At 62.0% G+C, this 23,349-nt stretch carries 22 protein-coding genes; 7 read left to right on the forward strand and 15 right to left on the reverse strand.

All coding sequences use genetic code 11. The features are described from left to right. Window positions 1-131 precede the first annotated feature (131 nt). On the reverse strand, window positions 132-1,646 hold the full coding sequence (locus VK792_RS12520; protein WP_326297847.1) for a class I adenylate-forming enzyme family protein: 1,515 nt from the start codon (window positions 1,644-1,646) through the stop codon (window positions 132-134). A gap of 66 nt (window positions 1,647-1,712) precedes the next feature. Here VK792_RS12520 and VK792_RS12525 point away from each other — a divergent pair, with 66 nt between their 5' ends. Further along, the gene (locus VK792_RS12525; protein WP_326297848.1) at window positions 1,713-2,336 is read left to right on the forward strand and encodes a helix-turn-helix domain-containing protein; all 624 of its coding nucleotides are present in this window, start codon (window positions 1,713-1,715) and stop codon (window positions 2,334-2,336) included. Here VK792_RS12525 and VK792_RS12530 read toward each other — a convergent pair whose 3' ends face one another. From VK792_RS12530 to VK792_RS12540, 3 genes are all read right to left on the reverse strand, one after another. Then, complete coding sequence (locus tag VK792_RS12530; protein WP_326297849.1) at window positions 2,337-2,570, reverse strand: hypothetical protein; 234 nt, start codon at window positions 2,568-2,570, stop codon at window positions 2,337-2,339. Between the two features lie 141 nt (window positions 2,571-2,711). Continuing rightward, window positions 2,712-2,828 carry a putative periplasmic lipoprotein gene (locus VK792_RS12535; RefSeq protein WP_326297850.1) on the reverse strand — a complete coding sequence of 39 codons (117 nt, stop codon included), beginning with the start codon at window positions 2,826-2,828 and terminating at the stop codon, window positions 2,712-2,714. Window position 2,829: 1 nt separating this feature from the next. Continuing rightward, window positions 2,830-4,662, reverse strand: coding sequence for an extracellular solute-binding protein (locus tag VK792_RS12540; RefSeq protein WP_326297851.1), 1,833 nt, complete (start codon window positions 4,660-4,662; stop codon window positions 2,830-2,832). Between the two features lie 294 nt (window positions 4,663-4,956). Here VK792_RS12540 and VK792_RS12545 point away from each other — a divergent pair, with 294 nt between their 5' ends. After that, on the forward strand, window positions 4,957-5,730 hold the full coding sequence (locus tag VK792_RS12545) for a 3-hydroxybutyrate dehydrogenase (RefSeq protein WP_326297852.1): 774 nt from the start codon (window positions 4,957-4,959) through the stop codon (window positions 5,728-5,730). An 80-nt stretch (window positions 5,731-5,810) separates the two neighbouring features. Here VK792_RS12545 and VK792_RS12550 read toward each other — a convergent pair whose 3' ends face one another. The 6 genes from VK792_RS12550 to VK792_RS12575 form a co-directional block, all read right to left on the reverse strand. Then, entirely contained in the window at window positions 5,811-6,470 is a 660-nt protein-coding gene (locus VK792_RS12550; protein WP_326297853.1) for a cytochrome b/b6 domain-containing protein, read from the reverse strand. Continuing rightward, entirely contained in the window at window positions 6,463-8,091 is a 1,629-nt protein-coding gene (locus VK792_RS12555; protein WP_326297854.1) for a tetrathionate reductase family octaheme c-type cytochrome, read from the reverse strand. The genes VK792_RS12550 and VK792_RS12555 overlap by 8 nt, the downstream gene beginning before the upstream one ends. A 147-nt stretch (window positions 8,092-8,238) precedes the next feature. Next, on the reverse strand, window positions 8,239-8,934 hold the full coding sequence (locus tag VK792_RS12560; RefSeq protein ID WP_326297855.1) for a DUF502 domain-containing protein: 696 nt from the start codon (window positions 8,932-8,934) through the stop codon (window positions 8,239-8,241). Between the two features lie 80 nt (window positions 8,935-9,014). Next, complete coding sequence (locus VK792_RS12565; RefSeq protein ID WP_326297856.1) at window positions 9,015-9,929, reverse strand: pseudouridine-5'-phosphate glycosidase; 915 nt, start codon at window positions 9,927-9,929, stop codon at window positions 9,015-9,017. Next, a complete protein-coding gene (locus VK792_RS12570) occupies window positions 9,926-10,813 on the reverse strand; it encodes a PfkB family carbohydrate kinase (RefSeq protein ID WP_326297857.1) in 888 nt (295 codons plus the stop codon). The genes VK792_RS12565 and VK792_RS12570 overlap by 4 nt, the downstream gene beginning before the upstream one ends. 111 nt (window positions 10,814-10,924) lie before the next feature. After that, window positions 10,925-11,440 carry a helix-hairpin-helix domain-containing protein gene (locus tag VK792_RS12575; protein ID WP_326297858.1) on the reverse strand — a complete coding sequence of 172 codons (516 nt, stop codon included), beginning with the start codon at window positions 11,438-11,440 and terminating at the stop codon, window positions 10,925-10,927. A gap of 229 nt (window positions 11,441-11,669) precedes the next feature. On the opposite strand from VK792_RS12575, the gene rpsB reads away from it, so the two are divergent. Both rpsB and tsf read left to right on the forward strand, forming a co-directional pair. Further along, window positions 11,670-12,434, forward strand: coding sequence for a 30S ribosomal protein S2 (gene rpsB / locus VK792_RS12580; protein ID WP_326297859.1), 765 nt, complete (start codon window positions 11,670-11,672; stop codon window positions 12,432-12,434). Window positions 12,435-12,527: 93 nt separating this feature from the next. Then, window positions 12,528-13,403, forward strand: coding sequence for a translation elongation factor Ts (tsf, locus tag VK792_RS12585; protein WP_326297860.1), 876 nt, complete (start codon window positions 12,528-12,530; stop codon window positions 13,401-13,403). 400 nt (window positions 13,404-13,803) lie between these two features. On the opposite strand, the gene VK792_RS12590 is transcribed toward tsf, so the two are convergent. After that, window positions 13,804-14,565 carry a LuxR family transcriptional regulator gene (locus tag VK792_RS12590; RefSeq protein ID WP_326297861.1) on the reverse strand — a complete coding sequence of 254 codons (762 nt, stop codon included), beginning with the start codon at window positions 14,563-14,565 and terminating at the stop codon, window positions 13,804-13,806. Window positions 14,566-15,098: 533 nt separating this feature from the next. Between VK792_RS12590 and VK792_RS12595 the strand changes: the two genes are divergently transcribed. The 3 genes from VK792_RS12595 to typA all read left to right on the forward strand — a co-directional run bounded on the left by VK792_RS12595 (window position 15,099) and on the right by typA (window position 19,005). After that, a complete protein-coding gene (locus VK792_RS12595; protein WP_326297862.1) occupies window positions 15,099-16,637 on the forward strand; it encodes a trimethylamine methyltransferase family protein in 1,539 nt (512 codons plus the stop codon). 155 nt (window positions 16,638-16,792) lie between these two features. Next, window positions 16,793-17,122 carry a DMT family transporter gene (locus tag VK792_RS12600; RefSeq protein WP_326297863.1) on the forward strand — a complete coding sequence of 110 codons (330 nt, stop codon included), beginning with the start codon at window positions 16,793-16,795 and terminating at the stop codon, window positions 17,120-17,122. Between the two features lie 65 nt (window positions 17,123-17,187). Further along, window positions 17,188-19,005 (forward strand): translational GTPase TypA, encoded by a 1,818-nt coding sequence (gene typA / locus VK792_RS12605; protein WP_326297864.1) that lies wholly within the window; start codon window positions 17,188-17,190, stop codon window positions 19,003-19,005. Window positions 19,006-19,154: 149 nt separating this feature from the next. Here the strand turns inward: typA and VK792_RS12610 are convergent, their stop codons facing one another. The 4 genes from VK792_RS12610 to alaS form a co-directional block, all read right to left on the reverse strand. Continuing rightward, window positions 19,155-19,433, reverse strand: coding sequence for a hypothetical protein (locus tag VK792_RS12610; RefSeq protein ID WP_326297865.1), 279 nt, complete (start codon window positions 19,431-19,433; stop codon window positions 19,155-19,157). A gap of 181 nt (window positions 19,434-19,614) precedes the next feature. Continuing rightward, the gene (locus VK792_RS12615; RefSeq protein WP_326297866.1) at window positions 19,615-19,884 is read right to left on the reverse strand and encodes a hypothetical protein; all 270 of its coding nucleotides are present in this window, start codon (window positions 19,882-19,884) and stop codon (window positions 19,615-19,617) included. A gap of 349 nt (window positions 19,885-20,233) precedes the next feature. Continuing rightward, window positions 20,234-20,524: a DUF1330 domain-containing protein gene (locus tag VK792_RS12620; RefSeq protein ID WP_326297867.1), complete on the reverse strand. Its 291-nt coding sequence runs from the start codon at window positions 20,522-20,524 to the stop codon at window positions 20,234-20,236. Window positions 20,525-20,527: 3 nt separating this feature from the next. Beyond that, a complete protein-coding gene (alaS, locus tag VK792_RS12625; protein WP_326297868.1) occupies window positions 20,528-23,203 on the reverse strand; it encodes an alanine--tRNA ligase in 2,676 nt (891 codons plus the stop codon). Between the last annotated feature and the right edge of the window lie 146 nt (window positions 23,204-23,349).

Below are 23,349 nucleotides of genomic sequence, written 5' to 3' on the forward strand. Positions count from 1 at the left end.
CGGAAATATCCCGGGGGGTATGGGGGGCTGGCCCCCGATGTTCGCGGCGCGCACATGCCGATGGAACGTCGGGCAAGGGCGATGGCAACGCGATCCCCCGACCGGTCGGACCGCAGACGCGATCCGAACCGTCAGGTGTCGCGTCGCCACAACGCCTTCAGCTTCTGGCGCAACAGCTTGCCGTTTGGATTGCGCGGCAGCGCGTCCAGATGCACCCAGATCCGCGGCTGCTTGTACCGCGCCAGGCGCTCTTCTGCCCAGGCCGCCAGTTCCGCCTCCTCAAGCGGCGCCGGCCCGGTGTAGAACGCCGCGATCAGGCGGACGTCCTCCTTGATCTCGACATCCGTGGCGCCAACCTCGGTGATGCCGGGATGGCCCGCCAGGGCATGTTCAACCTCCAGCGGCGACACGCGGTAGCCGCCGGCATTCATCATGTCGTCGGCCCGACCCAGGTAGGTGACCACGCCATCGGCATCCATCATCCCCTGATCACCGGTCAGGTACCAGTCGCCCCGGAACTTCTCGGCCGTAGCCTCGGGCGCACCGACATAGCTCAGCATCAACCCCGGGTCGCGGCGGTCGATCGCGATCACGCCGGGTTCGCCCAGCGGCACCGGCCCGTCGTCACCCAGGATCGCCACCCGCCGCCCGGTCTGCACCCGGCCCAGCGTGCCGGGCACGGTGGGATGATCCGGTGATGACGAGATGAAGGTTGAACACTCCGACATGCCGTAGGCTTCGAAAATCGGCGTACCGGTGGCCGCAAGCCAATCCGCCCGGATATGTTCAGACAGTTTTTCACCTGCCGCCAGCCCGTGCCGCAGTTTGGGCAGGGGCATGACCGGCTGTTTCAGGATGTTGCGGTACACCCCAGGCGCTGCGGCCAGGATCGTGGCATCGTTGCGCGCCAACAGAAGCGGCAGCTGCGCATGGTCGATACCCGCCGCAGGGATCAGCGCGGTTGCGCCCATGGTCCAGGGATCCATCAGCCCGGTGCCCAGCGTATAGGTCCAGTTGAACGCCCCCGCGTGCAGCAGCCGGTCGTCGGCACCCAGCCCGTACCAGCCCTGCATCATCATCTGCCGGGCCCATATTGCCCGATGGGCATGCCCCACGGCGCGCGGAATGCCCGAGGTGCCAGAGGTGTAGATGATATAGGCCAGCCGGTTCGGATCGCCCAGGTCCCAGTCGGCGGGCGGCAGATCGCGCCAGCGCTGCATCTGCCCCTGGGTGAACACCGGCAGCTCTGTGTCCGGACAGGCCACGCCATCGCCGCGCAGCACCGCTTTGGGTTGCAGGTGATCCAGGATGCCCTGCACTTCGTGTTCGGTCAGTTGCGACGACGTCGGCACCGGCACGATGCCCACGGAAATCGCCCCCAGGTAGGCGACGGGGAAATCCACCGTATTGCCCAGCCGCATCAGCAGCACGTCGCCGGGGGTCATCCCGGCGGCCAGCAGCCCGGCGCCGGTTCCCCGGACTGCCGCGATCAGCCGGGCATAGCTCCAACGTTCGGCGCCAGACAGGCGCAGCACCGACAGCGCGATCTTGTCTGGGGTGGCTTCGCCCGCCGCCAACACGTGGGCGGCAAGGTTGAATGGTGCGGGGCAGGGCGGATGCGCCCCTTGATCGAATATGGACAGCATGGCTTTGGCGTAGCCGCGCACCGCCGCAGTTGCAAGAGCCGGGACACGGCCTTATAGACCGCGGGCATGAGCGAAAACGACCCCCGTTCCCTGATCCGCATCGCGCGCGAGGATGGCGGCACCGACACCGGTGAACCGTTAGATTTGGGCGCGCGCGTCCGCGACCTGCGCAAGGCGCAGGGCTGGACCATGGAACAGGCGGCGAAACAGGCCGGGCTGGCGCGGTCTACCTTGTCCAAGATCGAAAACGGTCAGATGTCGCCAACCTATGACGCCCTGAAGAAACTGGCCGAAGGGTTGCAGATCAGCGTACCGCAGTTGTTTACCCCGCCGCAGCGCGACCAGATCAACGGGCGGATGGGCGTGACCCGCAGCGGCGAGGGCGCGCAACACGCCACCGCCACCTATGAGCACGAATTGCTGGCGGAAACCCTGAGCAAGAAGCAGATGCTGCCCTATCGCACCCGCGTGCGGGCGCGCACGCTGGACGAATTCGATGGCTGGGTACGCCACGACGGAGAAGAGTTCCTCTACGTGCTGACGGGGGTGGTGCGGCTTTATACCGAATTCTACGAACCGGTAGACATGCGTCGCGGGGACAGCGCCTATTACGACGCGGCCATGGGGCATAACGTGGTGTCTGTCAGCCCCGACGATGCAACGATCCTGTGGGTGACATCGCTGGTGTGATCAGCCGGCGCGCATGTCCTGGGCCTGTCGGGCCAGGTCTTCGACGAACATCCAGTCTCGCAGTTCTTCGTCCGCTTCAAGCAGCGTCAGGTCATGACGCTCTGCCAGGTGCTGGGTCAGGTGCTGCGGCAAAAGCGGGGGCTCGTCCAGCACATCGCTGTCGATCTGCGGAAAACGCTTGTGCAAGCGCCTGACGACTTGCGACCAGTTCGCGACGATGTCGTGCCATGTCATTTGTGGCGTTCCTCCCAAAACGCCCCTCGCACGACCGAATGTATAACAAAATCGGAAATAAGATAACAGAAAAGTGACACGGTGAAAGGGCCGGGCGGCGCAGGGCCATCCGGTGGGAAAAGCGCGACGCCTTTGGGCGCGTCAGAACCAGCTTTGAACGCGGCGTGCGCTGCCGGAAATGTCCTGCCCGATGCCATCGACCGTTGCACAGCCGCCCAAGGTCAGGGCGGCCACAAGGAGAATGCCTGCTGCTCTCATCTTATTTGTCTTCTTCATACCACCAGACGTCTGTCTGCCAGTTTATCCAGTCCCCGTAAATTGGCAGTTTCTCAGGGTATTTCAACTCTTTGGCATGGGCAATCCGACTGATTGCCCACTGATATGTGGGAATCACGTAACGTCCGGTGGTCAAGACCCGATCCAGAGCCCGGGTCGCGGCAAGGAAATCCTCCCGGCTTTCTGAGGTCAGAAGCTTGTCGATCATCGCCTCGGCCGCGGGGGACGTCATTCCCATCCAGTTGCGCGACCCCGGTTCCATCCCGGCGGCAGCACCCCAATATGCCTTTTGCTCGTTGCCCGGCGACAGCGACAGGCCGCGCCGATACCACGTCATGTCGAAGTCATAGGCGTTGGTGCGTTCCTTGAACTGGGCATCATCCACGGTCGATACGTTGACCGCGATGCCCAGGCGATCCAGCGCCTGAACATACAGATCGGCAATCGCCTGTTCCTCGGACGCACCCTGCGTCAGCAGGATTTCAAAGGAGAAGGGCGTGCCGCTGGCATTCTTCATCACGCCGTCCTGCACCGTCCAGCCGGCCTCTGCCATCAGGTCCATGGCACGGGCGATGTTCTTGCGGTTGCGCAGGGTGCCGTCGCCCTCGGGCAGGGCATAGCCCTCCAGCGCGCCGGGCAACAGCTGATCGGCGTAAGGTGCCAGGAAATCGCGCACCTTGCCCTCTGCCGGGCCGGGGCGCATGCCCAGCACCGAGTTCGAGAAATATGATGTGATGCGCGGTTGGCGGCCGCCTGTCATGGTTTCGTTGATGAACTCGAAGTTGAACGCATGCAGCATCGCATCGCGCACACGCCAGTCGCGAAACTGGTCGCGGCGGGTGTTCATTACAAAGCCGGTGATGCCAGAGGGACGTTCATGCGGGATGATCGACTTGATCACATCACCGCTGTCGATCGCCGGGAAATCATACTGGGTTTCCCATTTTTCTGCGTTGCTTTCACGGTTTGTGTTCAGTTCTCCAGCCTTGAACGCTTCGAACACGGCGGTACCTTCGCCGAAATACTCGATCCGGATCTCGTCGAAATTGGCCTGGCCGCGCATGAAGGGCAGGTCGTTGCCCCAGTAGTCGGGGTTGCGCTTCAGGCTGATGAAGCGCCCGGCCTCGAAATCACCGACGACATACGGCGCCGAGGTGATCGGCGCCATGTCGGTGCCATCGGTTTCGGCAAAGTCGATACCGTCATACTGCGCCTTTTTCAGGATCGGGCGCATACCCACCAGCAGCGCCAGTTCGCGATCCTCGGTATTGAAGGTGAACCTGACCGACGCGGGACCTGTCTGTTCCATCGTTTCGATCTTGTCCCACAGGCTGGCATAACGCGGGTTGCCCTTGGTCCCCAGAGTCTCATAGCTCCACATCACGTCCTCGACCGTGACCGGGCTGCCGTCAGAGAATTTCGCCTCGGGCCGCAGGGTGAATTCCACCCATTCACGGCGCGGTCCGACCTCAACCGATTCGCACAGGAGGCAATAAAGCGTGAAGGGTTCGTCCCAACTGCGACCCATAAGCGATTCAAATCCAACGGTTCCGGCAAAGCGCAACTGCCAGGGCGCGCGCCCTTTGCGGACAAATGGGTTCAGGCTGTCAAAGCCGCCGCGTTCGCCAAGGACGATCCGCCCGCCCTTGGGCGCATCCGGGTTGGCATACGGCAAAGACACAAAATCCGGTGGAAGCTGTGGCTCGCCGTACATAGCTATGCCATGTTTGGGCTCTGCCGCTGCGAATCCCGAACACGCGATCAGCGCCAAAATCGCACCAGTTGTCCGCAGGCTGGCAAAATAGTTTGTTCTCATTTTGGCGACGATCCCTGTTCTGCCCTTGTTTTATTGGATGCTACCGTAGCGGGGGATTTACGCCTTTTCAAACTTTTAGCTTGGACTCCTAACGAAGATTGCTTATAACGGGGGCACTGCTCGATAGGTTTCTTGCCTGTATGAAACCTGCCTCAATGACTTAACCCCGGCCTTGTGCCGGGGTTTTTTTCTGCGCGAATTCCCCGCAAGTCGGAACAAATCTTCGGCACCCCCTTATGCTGCGACCGCGTCGGTGTCATGCTGCGCGCGCAAACATAAGGGGAGCATCTTCACATGTCATTGAACGGCAAGACCGCGGTCATCACCGGATCGAACTCGGGCATCGGGCTGGGGATCGCCCGCGAACTGGCGCGGGCCGGGGCCGATGTGGTGCTGAATTCCTTCACCGACCGCGACGAGGATCACGCCCTTGCCGCCGGGATCGGCAAGGAATTCGGCGTGACCGCGCGCTATATCAAGGCCGACATGTCCCGCGGCGACGAATGCCGGGCGCTGATCGAACAGACGGGCGGCTGCGATATCCTGGTGAACAACGCCGGCATCCAGCACGTCGCGCCGATCGACGAATTCCCGACCAAAAAATGGGATGCGATCATCGCGATCAACCTGACCTCGGCGTTTCACACCACGGCGGCTGCGCTGCCGGAAATGCGGGCGCGCGGCTGGGGCAGGGTGGTCAACATCGCTTCGGCCCACGGGCTGACGGCGTCGCCATACAAATCGGCCTATATTGCCGCCAAGCACGGCATCGTCGGCCTGTCCAAGACCACCGCGCTGGAAACCGCTGAAGAGCCGATCACCTGCAACGCGATCTGCCCGGGCTACGTTCTGACCCCGCTGGTCGAGGCGCAGATCCCCGACCAGATGAAGGCCCACGGCATGGACCGTGACACCGTCGTGCGCGACGTCATGCTGGCGCGCCAGCCGTCCAAGCAATTCGCCACTGTCGAACAACTGGGCGGCACCACCGTGTTCCTGTGCTCCGATGCGGCCGCGCAGATCACTGGCACGACGATTTCCGTCGATGGCGGCTGGACGGCGCTGTAAGGTCTGGCACTTCCAGAAAAACGCAAAGGCCGTACCGGTTTCCCGGTGCGGCCCTGAACGTGGTCCCATGCAGCCTTGTGTCAGGACTTCAGGCGCCACGGCTCGTTGGTTTCAAGATAGGCTTCCTGTTCCGGCGTCAGGTTGATGCATTCATACCCGGTGACCATCGGGCGGACATGTTCGCGGAACCCGTGACCCACCGTCAGCAGGTAGATGTGCACCACCACGAAGGTGGCAATCACATAGGCCGCGAACAGGTGCAGGTTGGCAATGACCGTCAGCAGGAAGGTGGCGTTCGGCACGTCTTCCCAGAAGTTATAGGTCAGGTACAGGATGCCGGTGATCCAGATTGCCGGGAACACGAACATTTTCAGACCGAAATAGGCCATGATCTGCAGCGGGTTGTGCTTGCGCCAGTACATCTTGCGGTGCGGATGGCTTTCGCCCTTGAAGATGCCGAAGGCATAGAACCGTGCGACCTGTACCATCCCGTCCAGCGTCGGTACGAACTGTTTCCACGTGCCGGTGGTGAACAGCCAGAAGGTGGCGAAGATCCACACCGCCAGCAGCACCAGCGCGGCCATCGTGTGCAGCATCACCGCCGGACCGAAGGGCAGGATGTGATGCAGGCCGTTCAGCCCCATCCCGGTGAACAGCAGCGTCATGATGAGCGCCATCTGGGTCCAATGCCACAGCCGTTCAAAGCGCGGATAGACCTTGACCATACGGGGCTTAGTCATGGGAGCCTCCTTTTTTCTTACCGGTGAAGATGCGCAGCGCGCCATGGCCGAGGACACCCAGAAGCGCCATCACGAACATCAGCTTGCCCAGAAGGCCGACGTGCCACTTGTCGCCGGTGCCGGGCATGAAGACGCCCGCGATGTTGGCCAGGCGGCCATCTTCGGCGTGGCAGGCCTGGCATTCCAGCGCCTCGTTTGCCGGAGCCACCATGTGGGTGGTCGGCCAGTACATGTAGGTATCGACAAAGCCGAACTGGCCGGAATATTCCGCGCCCGCGGCCTTCATGCCCGCATCAATCGCCTTGGCCCAGTCGAAGTTGGTCCAGAACGCGGTGTCGGTGGTCGGGCCCCAGACATGGGTATAGACCAGCTTGTTCAGCTCGCTGTCGTAAGCCTGACGGCCTTCCATGCGCTTGAACGGCCAGATCCGCGAACGGCCGTCCTCGGCATCCCCCGCGATCTTGTTGACCTCGACGACCTGGGTCGGGTCGATGGTGTGTTCACTGTCTGAGGTGGTGTATTCCACCTGGCCGTTGAACCATTCATAGATCGGCTGGGCGTTCTCTTCCCATTTGAAGTCGCCCTTGGTCGACAGATAGGTGTGTAGATGGTTGCCGTTGGAGTCGACGAAATCGTTTTCGTGATAGGGCTTGCCATCCTTCAGCTTGCCGGCGGTCGACCAGTCCCAGAAGGTCTTGGTGGCGACGCCGCCCTTGGCCATGCTGGGGATGTGGCAGGTCTGGCAGGCGACCACGTCGGTGTGGTCGTTCAGCTTGATGCCCTTGATGTTGACCGGATGCGGTTCGTTGCCGTGGCAGCTTTCGCAGGTGGCGACGTGACGGCGCTCGCCGGGCTTGCCGGTGCCTTCGGGGTCGGTGGCATGCACATCATAGCGCGACCCGGCCCACTGGTGGCTTTCGGTGACGTGGCAATCGGTGCAAACCATGTTGGCACCATCGGGCGACATGTGCACATCGGTGTGGATCGACGGGTTGATCAGCGCCGAGGACAGATCCCCGTGCTTCACGTTGTCGCCACCACCACCGTAAAAGTGACAGTTCCCGCAGTTTTCACGAGTCGGCTTACCCACCGACATCGCCGCCTTGGACAGGTCCACCGGCCAGGCGGGTTTGCCCGTGATGGTCTGGGTACCCGGCTTGACCGGGGCCAGGGGCGGATTGCCCGCGCCGGTCGCGGACTTTGTGTATTGCCCCGAGGTGTCGTGGCAGGCCAGACAATCAACCGCAGTCGCCTGTTGCGGCGGCGGCTGGTTCATGTCCTCCCAGCCATAGCCTGCATGACAGGACGTGCAGCGCGGCTCGTTGCCAGCAACCGAACCACAGAAGGCGTTGATGACGTTCTTCTTGCCCAACTGCTGGCCGGTCGTCTGATGTTGATAGTCCCACTGGTAGTGCAGCGTGTGCATCACCTGGTCGCTGGCTTCGGTATGGCAGGACAGACAGGCCGCCGTCACTTCGGGGCCTGACTTGAACTCCTGCTTGAGAATCTCGAACTTGGAATGGTCGGCGGTACTGCCCGAGCCTGGCATCTGCGGCGTTTCCTGCCCGAAGGCAGGCGCAGCCATGGCCAGCAGCAGTGGCAAGAGTAACGGTGCGCGCATACAGAATCCTCCCGGCAATACTTATGCCTTTCTGCATGTATGCAGCGTGCGGAGGATTCTTTGATCTATCGCAAATTCAGGTTTCGACGGCAGGTGCAATCGAAAAAATAAAATTGAGTCACCTTTTAACGCGAACGTGAGCGGCCGTTACGACGCTTTTCGCATCGCTTCGATCTTGGGTTTGCCGCCCGGTTTGTCCGGCGGATAGACCAGCCCGGCCGAGATCACCAGCTTGGCCGCTTCCTCGATCGTCATTTCCAGTTCGACGATGTCCTCGCGCGGGAAAAACAGCAAGAACCCAGAGGTCGGGTTCGGAGTGGTGGGGACGAAAACGGACACAAGGTCCCCTGTGGTGTCTGCCCGTTGCGCCACTTCGCCCTTGGCAAGGGTCGACACGAAACCGATCGCCCAGATACCCTTGCGCGGGTACTGGATCAGGCAGGCCTTTTCAAAGGTGCGCTCGGACTGGGCAAACACGGTTTCCGCGATCTGCTTGATCCCGGAATAGATCGACCGCACCACCGGGGTGCGTTCCACAAGGCTTTCGGCAAAGCGGATCAGCGACCGCCCGATCAGCCCCTTGGCGATCCAGCCCACGACAATGGTGAACACCAGAAAGAAGATCACCCCGACGCCGCGCAGGTTGATGCCGATATACTGTTCCGGGTTGAACCGTGCCGGCACCAGCGGCAGCACGAACCCATCGACCCATCCGAACATCGTCCAGATCAGCCAGATTGTCAGGCCGACAGGCATGATCACGACCAGCCCGGTCAGAAAACTGGACCGAAGGCTGGAAAAGATACCGGGCTTGCGCGGTTCTTGGTCGAAAGGGGTGGTCATGTCGGTCCAGTCATAAGGGTTGCCCGAAATCTAGGGGTTGCGGGGCGGCACTACAATGGGTGCGCCTGCGCATTGCTTGGTTATCCCGGCAAACTGTTCATTTCCCGGGCAATCGCAGCAGCCAGCCGGGCATTGTTCAGGACCAGCGCAATATTCGCGGCAAGCGACCGGCCCTCGGTCAGTTCGAAGATGCGCTGCAACAGGAAAGGCGTGACTGCCTTGCCGGCAATGCCCTGTGCCTCGGCCTCTGCCGTGGCTTGCGCGATGACTGGGGCCAGGTCCTCTGCCGGGATCTCGTCGGCTTCGGGGATCGGGTTGGCCACCAGTTGCCCGCCGGGCAGGCCAAGCGCCGCACGCATCTTGTGAGCGCGGGCGATCTCGGCCGCGCTGTCCATCCGCAGCGGCGCGGGCAATCCGCTGGCGCGCGACCAGAAGGCGGGCAGGTCGTCCTGACCCACGGCGATCACTGGCACGCCGTTGGTTTCCAGCACCTCCAGCGTCTTCGGCAGATCAAGAATGGCCTTGGCCCCAGCGGCAACCACGGTCACCGGGGTCTGCGCCAGTTCCGCAAGATCGGCGGAGATGTCGAAACTGGATTCGGCGCCCTTGTGCACGCCGCCGATGCCGCCGGTGGCAAAGACCGCGATCCCGGCCAGGTGCGCGGCGATCATCGTTGCGGCCACTGTGGTGGCCCCGGTCTGGCCCTGCGCCATGCAAACCGCCATGTCGGCGCGGCTGAGCTTGGCCACGTTTTTTGCCTGGGCAAGCGCCTGCAACTGGGCGTCTGTCAGCCCGACACACAACCGCCCGTCAAGCACCGCGATGGTTGCGGGTTCGGCGCCGTTCGTACGGATTTCGGCCTCGACCGTACGGGCCATGTCAAGGTTCTGCGGCCAGGGCATCCCGTGCGTGATGATCGTCGATTCCAGCGCAACGACAGGGCGGTCCTCAGCCAGCGCGGCAGCAACGGCGGGGGACAGGTGAACAAGGCTCATGAGGTGATGTCTCCGGATACGTAGGCTGCGGCGGCCGCGAGGGCGCGGGTCAGGGCGGTGGCACGGTCGGCGCCCTCCAGCTCGGCGTTCATATGCGCGGCCATGAACGTGTCGCCCGCGCCGGTCACCCGGGTGACCAGCACCCTTGGCGGATCGGCAGAGACAAGACCGTCGGCGGTGGCGTCACAGGTGGTGCGACCGCCATCCGTGACCAGTGCCCGCGCCGCACCGCGCTGGATCAGCCGTTCGGCGGCCTCGGGCGCGGTGTCGAACCGGGTCTGGCACAAGATGCCCGCCTCTTCGAGATTGACGTAAAGCGTGCCGCGGCGGGAGGTCAGGAATGGCAGCAGCCGTTCGGCCTTGCCCGGGCTGGCCGGGGCCACGCGCAGATCGGCGGCGGTAAAGGCCGGGTGGCCTGCGATCACCGAAAGCAGGGATTCGGTCAGGTTGCCGTCGAGCGCGATGGTGCCGCCGAACGGTGCTGTGTCCGAGCCAAGCGCGCCATTGATCAGCGGGCGCAGAATCTTGTCGCCCGCCGCTTCCAGCGAATGGGCATCGGCAATCGCGGCGATCAGCCCGTTGGCCCCTTCGACCGCCATGTACTGGTCGGTCGGCAGATCGTCGGACCGGTAGAGGTGCTCGGTGATCAGACCCAGCCTGTCGCATTGGGTCACAAGGTCGATGCCTTGCGCATCGCGGCCCACAGCCGAGAGAAGCGCGGGCTTGCGGCCCATGCGCGCCAGGGTCATCGCGATGTTCAGCGCCACGCCGCCGGGCAGGCGGGTGATCCGGCCGGGCACGTCGCTGCCCTTGTCCATCACGCTGGCAGAGCGCCCGATCACGTCCCACAGGACCGATCCGATGCAAAGGATGTCTGGTGTCATGCGTGCGCTCCTGAATTGATCGTGGCGTAGCGCAAGCCGGGGCAGGGGGCCAGCCCCCTCTTGGCCTGCGGCCAATTCACCCCCGGAGTATTTGGCGAAAGATGAAAGCGGCTAGTTTTTCTTCTTGGAGGATTTCTTCTTTTTCTTGTCTTTCTTCGCACCGGAGTCGTCGGCCTTTTTTGACGACTTGGTGGATTTGCCGGATTTCTTTTTGTCGTCGGCCCCCTTGGCCTTGGATTTTTTCTTTTTCGAAGCGTCCGCCTTGGCGGCGGGGTCCTTGGTTTTTTTCTTTTTCTTTTTGAGGGGCGGTGTTTCGGCCATGGCCGCCGGGGCCTCGAGACCAGGAGCGGCCGGGGCGCTTTCGTCAACGGCTTGGGCTGGCGGGGCTGCCAAGGCCGGGTCAAACGTGGCGGCACGTTCGTGGGCGGCCTCGTCTGCGATCTTGGCCTGCACCATGGCCTTCGCCGCCTGGTGAATCGCCGGAACCCGTCGCGCGCCAAGACCGCGCAGCGCCAGCAGCGCCTCTGGCGGGGCGGCGGCGACCTCTTCAGCGCTGCGCATGCCGGCGTCTTCCAGAAGTTGCGCCAGTGCGGGGCCCACGCCCCTGACGGTCTTGATCGGGATCATCTTTTCGTGTCCTTTCCGCTTCGGTCATTGTGCACTATGGCAGGCAAGCGGCCGCTGTCCAACGCAGATTTCAGGGGGTTGCGCCGGTGCGGCAATACCGCTATACGCGCGCCACTCAATCCGCTGGCGGGGTTGGGGCAGGCAGGGGAGACATCCCTGCAGGTCCACCGGTTGGGGTCATCCGACCCCGAGCATCCCGCCGAGGCAAGAAACCGGAAAGGAAAAAGACATGGCTCTTCCCGAGTTCACCATGCGTCAGCTGCTGGAAGCTGGCGTTCACTTTGGCCACCAGACGCAGCGCTGGAACCCCCGCATGGGCGAGTTCATCTATGGTGCACGCAACGGCATTCACATCATGGACCTGACGCAGACCGTCCCGATGCTGGACGCGGCGCTGAACGCGATCCGCGACACCGTTGCCAAAGGCGGCCGCGTGCTGTTCGTCGGCACCAAGCGTCAGGCCGCAGCGCCGATCGCAGAAGCTGCCGAGAAATGCGCACAGTATTACATGAACCACCGCTGGCTGGGCGGCACGCTGACCAACTGGCAGACCGTTTCGCAGTCGATCAACCGTCTGAAGGCGATCGACGAACGCCTGGACGGCGGCGCCGAAGGCCTGACCAAGAAAGAGCGCCTGAACATGGAACGCGACCAGGGCAAGCTGCAGGCTTCGCTGGGCGGGATTCGTGAAATGGGCGGCGTTCCCGACCTGCTGTTCGTCATTGACGTCAAGAAAGAAGCGCTGGCCGTGGCCGAAGCCAACAAGCTGGGCATCCCGGTTGTGGCGGTTGTCGACACCAACTGCTCGCCCGATGGTGTGGACTACATCATCCCCGGCAACGACGACGCCGCCCGCGCGATCTCGCTCTATTGCGATCTGGCCTCGCGTGCAGCCCTGGACGGCATGACTGCCCAGATGGGGGCCGCAGGGGTTGACCTTGGTGCGCTGGAAGACGCGCCGGTGGAAGAACTGCTGGCGGACGCACAGGGCTGATCCGGCCCGCGTCACGCAACTGTCATCGAAACATGAAAGGGGGCGCGGCATATGCCGCCCCCTGACCCTATTTGAAAGATGAGGAGAGCCACCATGGCGATCACTGCTGCACAGGTGAAAGAACTGCGCGAAATGACCGGCGCAGGCATGATGGATGCCAAGAAGGCGCTGGTTGAAACCGATGGCGACATGGACGCCGCCATTGACTGGCTGCGCACCAAGGGCCTGGCCAAGGCCGCAAAGAAATCCGGCCGGACCGCGGCAGAGGGCCTGGTGGCCGTCAAGGTCGCAGACGGCAAGGGCGTCGCTGTCGAGGTGAACTCGGAAACCGACTTTGTCGCCAAGAACGCCGACTTCCAGAAAATGGTTGCCGGAATCGCGGAAGCCGCGCTGACGGCGACCGACGTTGAAGCCCTGAAAGCGGCTGACATGGACGGCAAGTCCGTGGCCGACGTCATCACCGACAAGATCGCCACCATCGGCGAGAACATGTCGCTGCGTCGCATGGAAACCGTCGAAGGCGACGTTGTGGCATCTTACGTCCACAATGCGGCCGCGGAGGGCATGGGCCAGATCGGTGTTATCGTCGCCATGAAAGGCGGCGATGAAGGCTTTGCCAAGCAGGTCGCCATGCACGTGGCAGCGGCCAACCCGCAGGCTTTGAACGAAGCTTCGCTTGATCCGGCTGTGATCGAGAAAGAGCGTCAGGTCCAGATCGACATCGCTCGGGAATCGGGCAAGCCCGAAGCCGTGATCGAAAAGATGATCGTTGGCCGGATGAACAAGTTCCTGGCCGAAGTCACCCTGACCGGTCAGCAGTTCGTCATGGACACCGACAAGACCGTTGCACAAGCCGCAGCGGACAACGGCGCCGAAATCGTCGGGTTCATCCGCATGCAGGTGGGCGAAGGCATCGAGAAGGTCCAAGAAGACTTTGCTGCCGAAGTGGCCAAGGCTGCCCAGGGCTGATCGCAAGACCGATCGCTGAAAAAAAGTGACGGCGCCGTTCTGGGATGAACGGCGCCGTTCCTTGTTCTGACGTCCCCGAACGTGTTGGGGATGATCTGGGTCCGTCATCAAGGTGTGCCGGCTCGGGGGACGTTGAATTCGCCCCCCGAAACCGACCCCGGCTATCACCGGCGAAACGTCAGAGCCCTGAAATAACAGGGTATTGGCGCTTCGATGTTCCAAGGCCAAAGCCACCACTCACGGAACAAGGACACAGTGCCAATTTACCCAGGGTTAAGAAAGTCAGGTTTTCCCGACCTTTGGGAAAACACATGTTCACACTGGAAAAAGTGCCAAAAACACCACGAAACACGAAATTTATACCCAAAAAGGCGCAAATTCTGACGCGATTCAGGATCAATCAGACTTCGATTCGGAACATTTGATTCTGGAACGCCGCTTTCAGCACCGCTTGTGCGGTGGTTTCGACATTCAGCGCCTCACGCGCGAGGCGCAGGTGCTTTTCGACCGTTGCCTGGGTCAACCCCATGATCGCGGCGATATCCTGCATTGTCTTTCCATCACCCACCCATTCCAGCGCCTCGCGCTGGCGCTTGGTCAGCGATTGGTGCGGCGGCGTATAGGGCAGGGTGAGGATCTTGAGATGCACGATATTGTTCATCAGAACGATCAACTCGCCTTGCTTTTCCCAGATAGCATCGGCATCCGATTGCGACATCCCGGGTTTCGCAGTCAGCGCGATGGCGCCCTTGGCGCGCGACGAGACGGAGCGGAAACTGATCGTGTAGCCCGCAATGACACCCATCGACAGATTGAATTCCAACACCCGGCGCTCCGCGGGTGTCAGCGTACCGGTTTCCATCATTTCCCCCAGAACCCGCCAGCTACACCAACCATCGTTGTCCAGCGACCAGCGCACCATCGGCGCATGGTGATACAGCGCATCTCCGACGAACTTGTCGGTATAGGCCCGGTCGTGGTTCGTGAGCAGCAGAAAGTCGTTCGGATCGCCCAGCGAATGTTGCGTCAGGAAGCGGGTAAACCCGTACATGATCCGGTCAAACCCGAAACTCGCCATGTTCTTGCAGTGTATGTCCCAAAGCTCTTCGATCGAAGCGGCGTTGGTCAGCTCGATCAGCTCTTTCTTTTGCACCGGTGTCATTCGGAACCTTCAAGACGTTTGGTTTTGCGTCGGCCAGACGGGACTGGGAACCCGAAAACGTGGAATTTCCGTTGGCGGACAAGGGATAACGTGGTTTTCTATGGCCTGTTACCGCGCCTTCGTCTACCACTCTAGTATTAACATAATCCTGATTATGGGACTTATTCGTGGCGCCTTTCCCAAGCGCCTTCTTTAAAACTTCGATAAATCAGCGACTTATAGGCGGATGCGAAACTTGCGCGCACTGCCACCCCAACACAATAAAATTTTACCAATTGGTCTTTTTAGGCAGGCCTCCTCGCAATCGCACGGCCTGTCTGCGACATTTTGTCGTTTTCCGAACAGATCCCGCCGAAATGGCGCGGCAGCCTGTCACGAAAGCAAGCAGAGCCTGGACTTACATGGCACCAAAAGACCGCACCACCGCAGAGACCGAGCGCATGGTCGGCGCCCGCAGAGGGCGCGCCGCGCGCGGTCAACCGACATCGGGCCTGACCCGCGTTGTCCAAGTCGTCCAATTCTGAAGGTGTTCCATGTCCACAGCTCCAGTGTCCCGCCGCAGCGGCGGCCGCGCCGCACGTCATCTTGCCCGCAGCAACCCCCTAGAAGACCACTTGCGCCCTATCCGTCCGGGGATGTCCGGCGGCCTTTATCGCCCGCTGTCGGACGATGCCATTCAACGCATCCACCGGGGCGCGCTTGACGCGCTGTGGGAAATCGGTCTGGCAGACCCGCCCGAAAGCGGGATCGCCGCAATGACACAGGCCGGTGCGGTTCTGGGCGCGGACGGACGCCTGCGCTTTCCCCCTTCCCTGGTGGAAGACGCACTGGCGGCGGCCAACCGTGACGTGATCCTGCATGGCCGCGATCCAATCCATGACCTCGACCTCAGCGGAAACCGAGTGCATTACGGCACCGCTGGCGCCGCCGTGCATTTGGTTGATATCGACAGCGGCGATTACCGCGAAAGCACGTTGCAGGATCTCTATGACGCGGCGCGGATTGCCGATACGCTGGACAACATCCATTTCCTGCAACGGCCAATGGTCGCCCGTGACATCGAAGACCCGAGGGAAATGGACCTCAACACGCTTTACGCTTGCATCTCAGGTACGAAAAAACACGTCGGAACAAGTATTTCCGAGGCAGACTTCGTGCAAGACGCGATCGAGATTCTGCACATGGCCGCCGGTGGCGAAGCGGCGTGGCGCGCCCGCCCCTTCGCCTCGCTGTCGTGCTGCTTCGTCGTCCCGCCGATGAAATTCGCCACCGAAAGCTGCCAGGTGATGGAGGCCTGCATTCGCGGCGGCATGCCCATCTTGCTGCTCTCGGCCGGTCAGGCCGGTGCCACGGCCCCCGCCTCGATTGCCGGGGCCATCCTGCAAGCGGTGGCCGAATGCCTGGCTGGGCTGGTGTATGTTCACAGCCTGGCCCCCGGTCACCCGGCGATTTTCGGCACCTGGCCCTTCGTATCCGACCTGCGCACAGGCGCGATGTCGGGCGGCTCTGGCGAACAGGCGCTGCTGACTTCAGGCTGCGCCCAGATGCATCAGTTCTACGGCCTGCCGGGCGGCGCAGCGGCCGGCATCGCCGATGCTAAACTGCCTGATATGCAGGCGGGCTGGGAACAGATGTGTTCCAACGTCATGGCCGGGCTTTCTGGGCTCAACATGGTTTACGAGGCCGCGGGCATGCACGCATCTCTGCTGGGCTTTTGCCACGAAAGCCTGATCCTTGGCGACGACATCATCGGCCAAGCGCTGCGTTGCGTCCGCGGAATCGAGGTTGGCGAAGACGATCTGAGTCTTGATGTGATGCGCGCCACCTGTCTGGGCGGTCCCGGCCATTATCTGGGCGCCGGGGACACTTTGGGACGGATGCAACGCGACTATGCCTACCCGGCGCTCGCCGACCGTTCCAGTCCCAAGGAATGGGCGGAAAAAGGCCGTCCGGACCTTTTGGCCAACGCCAAGGCCCGCAAAGAGGCAATCCTTGCCACGCCGGCCCGCGCCCGGCTGGATCCGATCACCGCTCAGGCGATCCGCGAAAGGTTCCCGATCCACCTGCCATAAGCCTCTTACGGTTCTTGTGCTTTTCAAATACCTCGGGGGTGAATTGCCCCTGCGGGGCAAGAAGGGGGCAGCGCCCCCTGCCCGGTTTTTCGCAACGAAACCGCCTCCCATCGGTGCGCGCCTGCACAGAGCGCGCCGGCACAGAAAGGACCGACATGCCCTGGCTCACCCTCACCTTCGCGATCCTGGCCGAAACCATCGGCACCACCGCGCTTCAGGCCAGCCAACAGTTCACCCGACCGCTCCCGTCTCTGATCGTCGTCATCTCCTACGCCATCGCCTTCTACCTGCTGGCACTTGCGCTCAAGTCCATCCCGGTGGGCATCGCCTATGCCATCTGGTCGGGACTCGGAATTGTCTTTATCGCGCTGATCGGGTTTGTGGCCTTCAACCAACGGCTGGATCTGCCCGCGCTTCTGGGAATGGGGCTGATCCTTGCCGGAATCGTTGTGATCAACCTCTTTTCCCAGGCCGCGACGCATTAGCACTGGCCATTTGCTCGTCTACAGGCTAACCCGCCCGCAACTTCCCCAATGTGCAGGCGCAAGACATGGACCTTCGCAATATCGCGATCATTGCTCACGTTGACCACGGCAAAACCACGCTGGTCGACGAGCTTCTCAAACAATCCGGCGCGTTCCGCGAAAACCAGGCCGTGGCCGAACGGGCGATGGACAGCAATGACCTCGAACGCGAACGCGGGATCACCATTTTCGCCAAGCCGACCTCGGTCGAATGGAAAGGCACGCGGATCAACATCGTTGATACCCCCGGCCACGCCGATTTCGGCGGCGAGGTGGAGCGGATCCTGAGCATGGTCGACGGCGTGGTCCTGCTGGTCGATGCCGCCGAAGGCCCGATGCCGCAGACCAAGTTCGTGACCTCAAAAGCGCTGAAGCTGGGGCTGCGCCCGATCGTGGTGCTGAACAAGGTCGACAAGCCCGACGCCGAACCCGACCGCGCGCTGGACGAATGTTTTGACCTGTTCGCCAGCCTCGACGCGAACGAGGACCAGCTGGATTTCCCGCACATGTACGCCTCGGGCCGGAACGGCTGGTGCGATGCCGATCTCGACGGTCCGCGCAAGAACCTTGATGCGCTGTTCAACCTGATCGTGAACCATGTGCCGAAACCGCGGCAGCTGGCCCACCAGGACGAGGATTTCTCGATGCTGGCCACCACGCTGGGCGCCGACCCCTTCGTCGGGCGCTTGCTGACCGGCCGTGTCGAGACCGGCAAGCTCAAGGTCGGGGCGACCGTGCAGGCGCTGTCCCGCGTCGGCCAGAAGATCGAACAGTTCCGCGTGACCCGCATTCAGGCCTTCCGCGGCCTGTCCCAGCAGGACATCGAAGAAGCGATCGCAGGGGACATCGTATCGATTGCCGGCATGTCCAAGGCCACCGTGGCGGACACAATCTGTGCGCTGGCCATCGATACGCCGCTGGACGCCCAGCCCATCGACCCGCCGACGATCACCGTCACCTTCGGCATCAACGACAGCCCGCTGGCAGGCCGTGATGGCAAGAAGGTGCAAAGCCGTGTCATTCGTGAACGCTTGATGAAAGAGGCGGAATCGAACGTTGCCATCAAGGTCAAGGACACCCCCGGCGGCGAAGCCTTCGAAGTGTCGGGCCGCGGCGAACTTCAGATGGGCGTGCTGATCGAAAACATGCGCCGGGAAGGGTTCGAACTGTCGATTTCGCGCCCGCAGGTGATCATGCGAGAAGACGAGGGTCAGTTGATGGAGCCGGTCGAAGAAGCCACGATTGACGTGGACGACGACTATTCCGGCGCGGTGATCGAAAAACTGACCGGTGCCCGCAAGGGCGAACTGGTCGAAATGCGCCCCGCCGGTGCCGGCAAGACCCGGATCATCGCCCATGTGCCGTCGCGCGGGTTGATCGGCTATCACGGCGAATTCCTGACCGACACCCGGGGCACCGGCGTTCTGAACCGCGTGTTCCACGGCTGGACCAAGCACAAAGGCCCGATCCCGGGCCGTCGTGCCGGGGTTCTGATCTCGATGGAAAACGGCGAAGCCGTGGCCTATGCGCTGTGGAACCTGGAAGAGCGCGGCAAGATGTTCGTCGAGCCGCAGGACAAGATCTATACCGGTATGATCATCGGCGAACACTCGCGCGAAAACGACCTGGAAGTGAACCCGCTGAAGGGCAAGAAGCTGACCAACGTCCGCGCCTCGGGCACCGACGAAGCGGTTCGTCTGACGCCGATCACCCGGATGACGCTGGAACAGGCCATCGCCTATATCAACGACGACGAACTGGTCGAGGTTACGCCAAACGTCGTGCGTCTGCGCAAGCGGTATCTTGATCCGCACGAACGCAAGCGGATGTCCCGACAGCCCTGAAGGACCGAGGCACCCTGCCCCGGATCCCCGAAAACCCAAAGCGCCGTCGTCGCTGACGGCGCTTTTTTAGTTAACAGCCTGCAGACAAAGCGAAGCCCGGCCCCGCAAGATGCAGCGCCGGGGCGATATCCCGATGCGGACGGCCTGGATCAGTTGCAGGGGATCTGTTGCATCAGCAGGTATTCATCGGCAACTTTTTCGCGGTCTTCGCGATAGATCGCCGGGTATTCCACCAGCTCGATCCGGCCGTTGCGCTTAAGATACTTGCGTTCCGCCGCCTTGATCAGAACCTTGCTGACCTTGTATTTCGCCGGAACCTTGACCTGCTTGTAGCAGGCGATCAGCCGCTCGTGCCGCTCAACCGTCTGGGCCATGCCGGGCCCGGCCAAAGCCAGCAACACCATGCCCGATACCAATACCTTCCGCATCTTCTTCTCCGATCCATGCGTTCAGGTCCTCAGGATCGTTGACAATTCCGGCACAATTGCGGTGAAGCTGTGATGATCGTCGGGATTTCGCCCTGCAAGGATCAGCGCGGTGCGCCCGGACACAAAAAAGGCGCGGGAACCCGTCCCGCACCTTTTCTTGGCAGCTTGGCGTTGGCCCTGCTTACTTGCAGGCAGCCTTGCGGGCGATGTAGTGGCCCGGCGAAACCTGGTGCTCGCTTTCTTTGTACACGGCCGGATACCAGACTTTCACCATCTGGCCGTCCTTCCACTCCCACTCGGTGTGGGACGCCATGATCAGTTCCTTGGATTTCTTGTATTGTGCCGGCACCCAGATCTTGTCGTAGCAGGCCACCACTTTGCCTTCCCAGGCAAAGGCAGGGGCGGCAAGCGCAGACATGGCCACAACGGCGCCGACGAGCAAAGTTTTCATGATATTTCTCCCAGTCAAATTGCAGGTGATAAAAGTTTAGCCAAGAAATTCAAATTTGGGCGACAGGGATTCCTGACTTGTGCAGGTAAAACGCCTGAAAAAACACGAATTTACACGTTCAGGGGGAAATCTGTGGTCTCAATGCCATAGTATGGCCATATTTAGTGGTGTGCCGAGTTCGGGCAACTGTTTCGCAAGTCTCAACAAAACCGATCGCTAGCGAATTTGTTCCAGAATTAGAAACAGCCATTAACCAAGCTGCACGAATCGCTTTGCAAACGAAATGAAAAAATGTCGTGGCAGCGAAAGCTTGCCACGACACCTGATTCTGTTCGGCGGGAAGCTGCCGTCAGTCGTTCAGCTCGACAATCACCAGATCGCGTTCGCTTGCGCCACGGGCGAAATCCAGTGCCGCCTGGTATTCTGCACTGTGATAGCAAGCTTCGGCGGCTTCGACACTGGGAAAGCGCGCGACGACATTGCGCGGACGATCATTGCCTTCAAGCTGCACATAGCGCCCGCCGCGGGCGATGAATTCACCGCCGTGCAGGGCAATCGCGGGCCCCGCAAGTTCGGCATATTTGCCATAGGCCTCGGCGTTGGTCACGTTCACATGGGCAATCCACAGGGCAGAGGGCATCTGTCAGGCTCCTTCGATCAAGGTTTTCACCGCGGCAATCGCCGCATCCGCATTGTCGGCCGACGCGGCACCACCTTGCGCCATGTCCGGGCGGCCACCGCCCCCCTTGCCGCCAAGTTCGGTCACTGCGGCCTTGACCAGATCCGGGGCCTTGACCTTGTCGGTCAGATCCGCGGTCACGCCGGCGGCCACCGCCGCCTTGCCGCCGGTATCGGCGATCAGCAGCACGATGCCCGAGCCAAGCCGCGACTTGTGTTCGTCGATCAGCGCCGGCAGGTCTTTGCCACTGACACCCGACAGCACCTGCGCGGTGAACTTGATGCCTGCCACCTCTTCGGCTGCCGGCGCGCCCTGCCCTGCACCACCAGCCATGGCCAGTTCGCGACGCAGCTGGGCCACTTCGTTCTCCAGCTTCTTTCGCTCGTCCAGCAGCGCCTGAACACGGGCCGGCACCTCTGCCGCCTGCGCCTTCAATGCAAGAGCCGCCTGGGCCAGCGTCTGATCCTGACGCGACAGATAGGCAAACGCCTCTGCTCCGGTCAGTGCTTCGATCCGGCGGACACCCGCGCTGCTTGCGCTGTCACCCAGTGTCACGAACACGCCGATGTCGCCGGTCTGGCGCACATGGGTGCCACCACACAGTTCGATCGAATAGGTATTGCCGTCATTGCCCTTGCCAGAGCCGGTCTGAACCCCCATCGAAACGACACGCACCTCATCGCCGTATTTTTCACCGAACAGGGCCTGCGCCCCGATCTCCCGGGCGTCGTCCGGTGTCATGATCCGGGTTTCGACTGACGCATTCTGACGGATATAGCCGTTCACCTCGGCCTCGACCTGCCGAAGTTCCTCGGCGCTCAGGGCCTTGGCATGGCTGAAGTCAAACCGCAGACGATCCTGAGCATTGAGCGAGCCTCGCTGCGCGACATGATCGCCAAGCGCGCGACGCAACGCTTCGTGCAGCAAATGCGTAGCCGAATGGTTTGCACGGATCGCCGAGCGGCGAACGTGATCGACCTCCAGGGCCAACGCCTCGCCCTTGGCAAAGCAGCCATTCTTGATCGTCACGTTGTGCGCGATGATCTTGCCGCCCGCCATGCGCTGTGTATCGGTCACCTCGGCGATATTATCTTCGTTTTCCAAGCGGCGCAGCCATCCGGTGTCTCCCACCTGGCCACCGGATTCGCCGTAAAACGGCGTCTGGTTCACCACGATCCAGCCGCTGTCACCTGCGTCCAGCGCCTCGACCGGGGCACCGTCCTTGACCAGCGCAACGATCTGGCCTTCGGCGACCTCTGTGTCATACCCTAGGAATTCGCTTGCGCCATGGGCCTCGGCCAGATCGAACCAGACGGTCGCATCCGCCGCTTCGCCCGAGCCGGCCCAGGCAGCACGCGCCTTGGCTTTCTGTTCGGCCATCGCCGCATCAAAGCCTTCGGTATCGACACTGCGCCCCTTTTCACGCAGAGCATCCTGCGTCAGGTCCAGCGGAAACCCATAGGTGTCATACAGCTTGAAAGCCGCCTCGCCCGGCAGCGGCGCGTCCTCGGCCAGGTCGGCCAGTTCGTCGTCCAGCAATTTCAGCCCCCGATCCAGGGTCTGTTTGAACCGGGTTTCTTCCAGTTTCAGTGTCTCTTGGATCAGCGCCTGTGCCCGGCCCAACTCGCCGTAATGGCCGCCCATCACCCGAACCAGCGCCGGCACCAGTTTGTGCATGACCGGGTCCTTGGCGCCCAGCAGATGCGCATGGCGCATGGCGCGGCGCATGATCCGGCGCAGCACATAGCCGCGGCCTTCGTTCGATGGCATCACCCCATCGGCAATCAGGAAAGAGGTCGAGCGCAGGTGGTCCGCGATCACCCGGTGATGCACATTGCCCGGACCGTCTGGCGCGCCATCGGTCACATCCGCCGAGGCTTCGATCAGCGCGCGCATCAGGTCGGTGTCATAGTTGTCGTGCTTGCCCTGCAGCAGCGCGCCGATCCGTTCCAACCCCATGCCGGTGTCGATCGACTGCATGTCGAGTGCCCGCATCGAGCCGTCTTCGAACTGCTCGTTCTGCATGAAAACCACGTTCCAGATCTCGATGAACCGGTCGCCGTCCTCCTCGGCCGAGCCCGGCGGGCCGCCCCAGATGTGGTCGCCGTGGTCATAGAAAACCTCGGTACATGGGCCGCAGGGGCCTGTCGGGCCCATCTGCCAGAAGTTGTCAGAAGTGGCGATACGGATGATCCGGTCTTCGGGCACACCGACCTTCTTCCAGATCTCGAACGCCTCGTCATCGGTGTGATAGACGGTGGTCAGCAGCCGCGATTTGTCGATGCCGAACCCGTCGGTCAGAAGTTCCCAAGCATAGGGGATTGCTTCGGTTTTGAAATAGTCACCAAAGCTGAAATTCCCCAGCATTTCAAAGAACGTGTGGTGGCGCGCGGTATAGCCCACATTGTCCAGATCGTTGTGCTTGCCACCGGCCCGCACGCATTTCTGCGATGTGGTCGCACGGCTGTAGTCCCGCTTTTCAACGCCGGTGAACAGGTTCTTGAACTGCACCATGCCAGAGTTGGTGAACATCAGCGTCGGGTCGTTGCGCGGCACCAGCGGCGACGACGCCACGACCTGGTGGCCCTGCTTTTCAAAGTAGCTCAGGAAGGTGGAGCGGATATCGTTTAGGCTGGCCATCTCTTGCGTCGCTTTCCCGGATCGAACTGGTTGCGCCCATGTAAAGCCGGGGGCGCGCGGTGTCCACTGTTCGCAAGCCAAACCGCGCCGGGAAAGCAACAAATCCTGACCCAGCCACTGGTTCCGGTGCGCGCTGCGCTGCCGCC

This window comes from Mesobacterium hydrothermale (assembly GCF_035818635.1).
Taxonomy (GTDB): domain Bacteria; phylum Pseudomonadota; class Alphaproteobacteria; order Rhodobacterales; family Rhodobacteraceae; genus Mesobacterium_A; species Mesobacterium_A hydrothermale.